The organism is Stenotrophomonas sp. P5_A8 (assembly GCF_056400545.1).
This window is the reverse complement of record NZ_JBFULB010000225.1, coordinates 1-6,608: the sequence shown is the minus strand read 5'-3', so window position 1 is coordinate 6,608 and position 6,608 is coordinate 1. Positions and strand designations below refer to the sequence as shown.

The following is a 6,608-nucleotide window of genomic DNA, read 5'->3' as shown; positions in this document are numbered from 1 at the left end:
GGACGACGCAGTCAGGCCGATGCTCAATGAGATGCCCAGCGCAGCCAGCAGAACAATCACCCACTGGCCTCCCTGGACAAGCAGTCGGCCAAGTTCCGCAATTCATGGCGCCAAATTGCGCGGTCCACGGTCAGCTAGGACGAAACGGTTGCGATAGGGCCAAAGGGAGAGGCAGCGCCGGGTGTTGCGTTTAGGCATAGGTGCGCACGCAACACTTGGGTGCATGCGTAGCACGCAACGGACTTCACGCTTTTCCAGGAGGAAATTCCTGCGATTTCAGGCGTTCTGCGTGCGCAACGCGATGGATTTGTACCAAGAATGCGAAATGGTAGAGGGCTCGTCCTTCAGCCTTAGAATTCGCGGAGCGCCCAGGTGCACAAGCTTGCGCACGACGCGCCACAACACAACCTTAGGCTACGCCAGCTAACGCGCTCTTGATGGCGCCGCTGACTGCTTCCGCGTTGTCTCCAACTTCTTGACGTTGCCTGTGGGTATCAGAATGGTGGTCTTACGCACTGGGTCCCACAAGGCATAGGTATCACCCAGTCGGCCAATGAGATTGAGATCGCTGAGGGTGTCGCTCTCAATGGTCACGGTTGACAGGTGCTTGGCCTTTCCATCGATGATGGCACGCGCGCGTTCGCTTCCTAGCCAGCTTGACGCGATCGATACATAGACCAACATCGATACGCTGTACACCAGCCACGGTGACTTCTTGACGGCACCAGGCACGACCGGGGATAGCGTCACCACCAGCAGACATCCAATCGTCAACAGGATGCCAATCAGCAAAACCCACGCGCCGGCCCACCAGATGATCGCGCCCAGGCCAGCGAAGAAAAGAACCGGCGCGAGCCACGAGAGTCGATTGCGCATTGTGGTGGTGCCGGTGAGCTTGACCTCCAGCCAGCCCCCAAACAACAGGGCAACCAGCATCAAACCCAGCACCGTGCCGATACTTGTGAGCCCGGTCAGCGCCAGTTCGCCTACTGCAACGAACTGGAACGGGTCCAGGCCGAATTGACTCCAGTACGCCCGCAGATACAGCGCGCCTTGAATCAGACCAAAGGTCACGCATGCCGATCCCCAGCCCGCCACATCGGCAAGGGACAATTCCTTGTGTACGCGCTCCACTTACTCTCCTTCTTGCCAGGCCAAACGACCTCGCGCTGCAGAGGGCATTAATGTGACGCATCACGGGCGAGGCCGTTGCGCCACTGTGATATGCCCCCGTCGCATCACTCTAGCCAAGCCCGTCCCAAGTGCACAAGGCTCCTCCCCTGCTCACCCCATCAGCTCCTGCGCATCAGGATCATCTTCTCCTGCGACATGTCCCGCATGGTGTACGGAATGCCGCCGGTGCCGTAGCCCGACTCCCTGCGCCCTGCAAACGGCATCCAATCGGTGCGGAACGCAGTCGGGTCGTTGATCATCACGGCTGAGGCATCCAGCCGGTTGGCGGCGCGCATGGCGATGTCGATGTCCTGCGCGAAGACGCTGGCCTGGAACGCGGTCGGCAAGGAGTTTGCGCGCGCGATCGCTTCGTCCAACTCGGCATAGCGATACACCGCCACCACCGGCCCGAAGACTTCCTGCGTGGTCACCCGTGCGTCGCTGGCCGGGTCGAGCRGCACGGTGGGCTGCAGCGTGGTCTCGGAGAGGCGCTTGCCGCCGGTGGCAAGCTTCGCGCCGCCGCGTACCGCCTCGTCAATCCAGTCGGCGACGCGGTCAGCCTCGCGCGGCAGGATCAGCGGGCCCACGTCGGTGTCCTGCAGGGTCGGGTCGCCGGTACGCAGCCGTTCTACCCGGGCGATGAGGGCCTGGGTGAAATCGTCGGCAATGGCGTTGTGGACGAAGATGCGCTGGGTGGACACGCACACCTGGCCGGCGTGGTAATAGCCGCCCTTGACGATCGGTTCAATGATCCTGGCCAGGTCGGCGCTGCGGTCGACAATGGCGGGCGCAACGCCGCCGTGCTCCAGCGCCGAACGTGCGCCGTGTGCGAGCTTGGCATGCAACGACCACCCTACCCTCGCCGAGCCGATGAAGCTCAGGAAGCCAATGCGTTTGTCGGTGGCCAGGGCCTCGGCCAAATCGTTGCCCTCCGGGATGAAGCTCTGGCACCACGGTTCGGGCAGCCCTGCCTCGTGCGCCATCGCCACGAACTCCAGGCAGGACAGTGGCGTTGCCGAAGCGGGCTTGATGATGACCGGGCAACCGACTGCGATGGCCGGGGCAACCTGGTGGACGATCAGGTTCAGCGGGTGATTGAACGCGGAGATCGCCGCGACGATGCCGATCGGCTCCCGGGTGGTGAATGCCCAGCGTCCCTCCGATGCGGCCGACAGCCCCATCGGGATCTCGCGACCGGCGAAGTTGCGTAGTTCGTCCGCGGCGTTGTGGACACCATCGATGGCGCGCGTGGTCTCGACGATGGCATCCGGCAACGGCTTGCCGCCCTCGCGTGCAATCTGCAGGGCGAGATGGTCGCGCCTGGCCTCCATCAAGGCGGCAAGCCTGCGCAGGATCGCGATGCGCTCGTGCGGCTTGAGCCAGCCGTCACGGTCCTTGAACACCCGCTCGGCGGCGCTGAGCTTGTGCTCCAGGGCTGCGGCAGTGTCGAAACCGATGTCGGTGATCGGTGTGCGGTCAAACGCCTGGACGACGGTCAACATCCTGGACTCCTTTTTTCCAACGGTATGCGGTGGCGACTATTCGCAGCTCACGTCCGGCGTGCGGTTGCGCAGTTCATCCACCAGCACGCGGGTGTTTTCGGAATAGTCGATCGGTACATCCAGCAGGTGCACGCCACCGCCCGCGAAGGCCGCCTCGATCATGGGCGCCAGTTCGTCGACGGCCGTCACCCGGCTCCCCTTCGCGCCGTAGGCCTCGGCATATTTCACGAAATCGGGATTGCCAAAGCGCATGCCGAAATCCTCGAAGCCATCCACTGCCTGCTTCCAGCGGATCATGCCGTAGGCACTGTCGTTGAGGATCACCACGACCAGGTTCAGTCCCAGCCGCACGGCGGTTTCCATCTCCTGCGAGTTCATCATGAAGCCGCCGTCGCCGCACACGGCCATGACGCGGCGCTGTGGGTACAGCATCGCCGCCATCATGGCGGACGGCAGGCCGGCGCCCATCGTGGCGAGCGCATTGTCGAGCAGCAGTGTGTTGGCCACGTGCGTGCGGTAGTTGCGGGCGAACCAGATCTTGTACATGCCGTTGTCGAGGCAAACGATGCCATCGTCTGGCATGGCCTGGCGCACGTCATGCACCAGCCGTTGCGGCGTGACCGGGAAGCGGTCCTCCTCCGCGCGGTCGTTGAGCCGGGCGAGGATCTTCTGGCGCAGGTCGATCATGCCCTCGTCGGCGGACAGGCGGCCTTCGAGCCGCCCGGCCAGGGCGTCAACCGAGGCGCCGATATCGCCCAGCACCTCGATATCGGGGTGGTAGACCTGCTCGACCGTGGCGGACTGGAAGCTGACATGGATCACCTTCGGCCCGCCGCTGCTCTTCATCAGGAACGGCGGCTTTTCGACGGTGTCATGGCCGATGGCGATGATCAGGTCGGCGCGGGCAATGGCCTCGTGCACATAGTCGCCCTCGGAGAGTGCGGCCGTTCCCATGTACAGGTTGGAGCCGCCGGTGACGGCGCCCTTGCCCATCTGCGTGTTGAAAAACGGCAGGCGCGTGCGCGCCACGAATGCGGACAGCGCCTCGGTGAGCCATGGCCGGCTTGCGGCTGCGCCGATCATCACCAGCGGCCGTTTGGCCGCGAGGATGGCCGCTTCTGCCCGGTCCAGTGCGGCAGGCGGCGCGAGGGGACGATCCAGCGGGTGGACCGGAATGACCGGAACATCCTCCACTTCCTCGCCCGCGACATCCTCCGGCAGCTCCAGGTGCACCGGCCCGGGGCGTTCTTCCATCGCCACGCGGAAGGCATCACGCACCATCGCGGGAATGGCCGCCGGGCTGACGATCTGGCGTGTCATTTTCGTGAGCGGCTTCATCGACGCCACGATATCCACGATCTGGAAGCGGGCCTGCTTGGCGCTCATCACCGCCTTCTGGCCGGTGATGAGAATCATCGGCCACGCGCCCAGATGGGCATACGCCGCACCGGTGGAGAAATTCAGTGCGCCCGGACCGAGCGTGGCCAGGCATACGCCGGGCCTGCCGGTGAGCCGGCCGTGGGTGGCGGCCATGAAGGCGGCCGCCTGCTCGTGGCGGGTGAGGACCAGTTCGATGCCCGAGTTCCGGAGCGATTCCAGAAAATCCAGGTTCTCCTCGCCCGGTACGCCAAAGATGCGGTCTACGCCTTCGTTCTCCAGCGCCTTGACCAGTAGATCCGAGCCCTTCTGCATCGCGTCGATCCTTGTGGTGAGGATGGGGTCACTATACTCCGGGGGGAATCGCCTCCCGTGTGTGCCGATGCCGCGCCTGCCCGACAGGTCTGCGCGATACTGTGCGCCGTTCTTCGTTGGGGTTGGTATGAACAGGGATGTTGAAGCATGTTGAACCTACGGCTGGCGCAGCGCTGGGAGCGTCTGGGTAAACGCGATACCGAGGTCGGCGTGATGCTGCTGTTCGCGCTGCTTGCCGCGCTGTTTGCCTGGGGCGCCCATGCCATGGCCTATCCGGAGCACGGCTGTGTGCGGATGGGCAAGGGCAACAGTGGCCCGCTCGAGTGCGACCCGCGCCGACTGCTCGACAATGCGCGCGTGCTGCTGTTGCTCGGCGCGCTCAGCACCCTCCCCCTCTTCTACATCCTGGGGACGTGGATCAAAGACATGGCGCGGCCATTGATGCTGGAAAATGAACGGCACGACGGCTGACAGCCGATACGAACGTCGGCCCCTGCGCCTGCGGACTGTGTCAAGGTGCAGCTCGGTCGACATCGCCCGTTGCTGTCGTCGCCATTTTCGTCCTGGCATGAGGCACATCCGCCAATGACCCCGCTCACCACCCTGGCGTTCGCCGCACAGTCGATAACGGTCGGGATCACGGCACTGACGATGGCGCTGGCGCTCCGTGCCGGTACCCGCAMCAGTCACCTGCTCGCTGCGTTCTTCGGGACGCTGGGTCTGTCGATGTTCGCCAGTGCCGTGCTCACTGGCTGGCAGGCGTGGCTGCCGGTCCCCGCCGTTGCCTGGCTGCAGGTGATCAACGTCGTTCCGGTCTATCTGACCGGTCCACTGCTGTACGCCTACGCGTCGAGCCTGCTGCCCGGGGTTGCCACCCGACCGAAGGCTTGGGCGGGCTGGCATTTTCTGCCGTCCGCGCTGGTCGCTGTTTTCATGCTTGCGCTGGCGGTCTGGCCGGCGCTCGTCGCGTCGGGTCCGGGTGCGGCAATGCTCCAGGTGATCGTCCATGCCTGGGTGGCTATTACGGTGCCCTACCTCGCCCTCTCCGCCTGGCGGCTGCGTGACGCGCCGCGCCGCCTCGAAGAGGTTTCCGCCGATGAGGCGAGCCTGCGGATCGCCTGGCTTCGCCATCTGATCACGGTGATTGCCGTGCTGTGGCTTATCGTGGGCCTCGAGCGGATCAGCGTGGAAGTCAGCGCCAGAACCTGGCACTGGCCCGGCGCGGTACTCGCCGTGGTCATGATGGTGGTCACCTACCTGCTCGCATGGGGCGGGCTGCGCCTCGGCGTGCTGATGCCGGCAGACTTGCTCGATGAACAGGCGACACCGGCAGAATCGGCCGATCCCGCCGCTCGCTATGCGCGCTCGGGCCTGAGCGAGCCCGAACGCGCGCAGATCGCCGCCGACCTCGGCGCGCTGATGCGACAGCACGGCCTGCACCGTGATAGTGAGCTCGACCTGGGGCGGCTCAGTGAACGCAGCGGCTGGTCGCCCAACTACATCTCCCAGGCATTGAACCAGCAGCTTGGGCAGAATTTCTTCGAGTTCGTCAACGGCTTCCGGATCGCCGATGCCGAGCACTGCCTGGCCGATCCCGGTGATCCGCGCTCCGTTCTGGATATCGCCCTGGCCTGCGGCTTTGGCAGCAAGTCGACCTTCAATACGGTCTTCAAACGCATGACCGGCCTGACCCCTACCGCGTTCCGGCGCCGTGCGTTGACGTCCGATCCGGCCGGATTGAACGGCCCGGCCGTCTGATCCCACCGGCTCGGGCGCCGCCAGCCCGATGCACTGCGAGCCTGCGGCCTCGGTCGGCACAACCCGTGCCTGCGTCGAGGGAATCCCATGCACAAGCTTGCTGTCCTGTTGTTGCTGTTCGTCAGCGTGACCGCCAATGCGGCGGCGGCGCGCGAGGATCACGTGCTGCTGCAAGGCAATATCGCCGGCAAGCAAATCGTCAAGGCCGCAGCTGCCGGCCGGACAGAGGTCGAGTACCGCTACAACGACCGCGGCCGCGGGGACGACATAAAGGCGCAGTGGCGCCTGGACGGCAACGGGCTGTTGATCGACTACCAGGCCCAGGGCAACAACTACACCAAGGCCAAGGTCAGCGAGACGTTCTCGCTGCGGGACGGCCGGGCACGCTGGAAAAATGCCAGCGAACAAGGCGACCGGGCGCTGASCGCGCCCGCTTTGTTCCTGCCGATCTCGGCCCCGCCGGAGATCCAGGGCGTGCTGCTC

At 64.8% G+C, this 6,608-nt stretch carries 6 protein-coding genes; 3 read left to right on the top strand and 3 right to left on the bottom strand.

The window, feature by feature from the left end; all coding sequences use genetic code 11:
• Window positions 1–423: 423 nt before the first annotated feature.
• The 3 genes from AC1DQP_RS14695 to AC1DQP_RS14685 form a co-directional block, all read right to left on the bottom strand.
• Window positions 424–1,134 (bottom strand): hypothetical protein, encoded by a 711-nt coding sequence (locus tag AC1DQP_RS14695; RefSeq protein ID WP_478051880.1) that lies wholly within the window; start codon window positions 1,132–1,134, stop codon window positions 424–426.
• A gap of 158 nt (window positions 1,135–1,292) precedes the next feature.
• Entirely contained in the window at window positions 1,293–2,675 is a 1,383-nt protein-coding gene (locus tag AC1DQP_RS14690) for an aldehyde dehydrogenase family protein (RefSeq protein WP_478051879.1), read from the bottom strand.
• Between the two features lie 36 nt (window positions 2,676–2,711).
• Window positions 2,712–4,367, bottom strand: coding sequence for an acetolactate synthase large subunit (locus AC1DQP_RS14685; RefSeq protein ID WP_478051878.1), 1,656 nt, complete (start codon window positions 4,365–4,367; stop codon window positions 2,712–2,714).
• 147 nt (window positions 4,368–4,514) lie between these two features.
• On the opposite strand from AC1DQP_RS14685, the gene AC1DQP_RS14680 reads away from it, so the two are divergent.
• From AC1DQP_RS14680 to AC1DQP_RS14670, 3 genes are all read left to right on the top strand, one after another.
• On the top strand, window positions 4,515–4,838 hold the full coding sequence (locus tag AC1DQP_RS14680; protein WP_478051877.1) for a hypothetical protein: 324 nt from the start codon (window positions 4,515–4,517) through the stop codon (window positions 4,836–4,838).
• A gap of 114 nt (window positions 4,839–4,952) precedes the next feature.
• On the top strand, window positions 4,953–6,125 hold the full coding sequence (locus AC1DQP_RS14675; protein ID WP_478051876.1) for a helix-turn-helix domain-containing protein: 1,173 nt from the start codon (window positions 4,953–4,955) through the stop codon (window positions 6,123–6,125).
• Window positions 6,126–6,212: 87 nt separating this feature from the next.
• A partial coding sequence (locus AC1DQP_RS14670) for a hypothetical protein (protein ID WP_478051875.1) occupies window positions 6,213–6,608 on the top strand: 396 nt, incomplete at its 3' end.

Bases quoted from the DNA above. Each gene is read 5' to 3' on its own strand.
- AC1DQP_RS14685 (WP_478051878.1), bottom strand. From the start codon at position 4,367: ATGCAGAAGGGCTCGGATCTACTGGTCAAGGCGCTGGAGAACGAAGGC.
- AC1DQP_RS14680 (WP_478051877.1), top strand. From the start codon at position 4,515: ATGTTGAACCTACGGCTGGCGCAGCGCTGGGAGCGTCTGGGTAAACGC.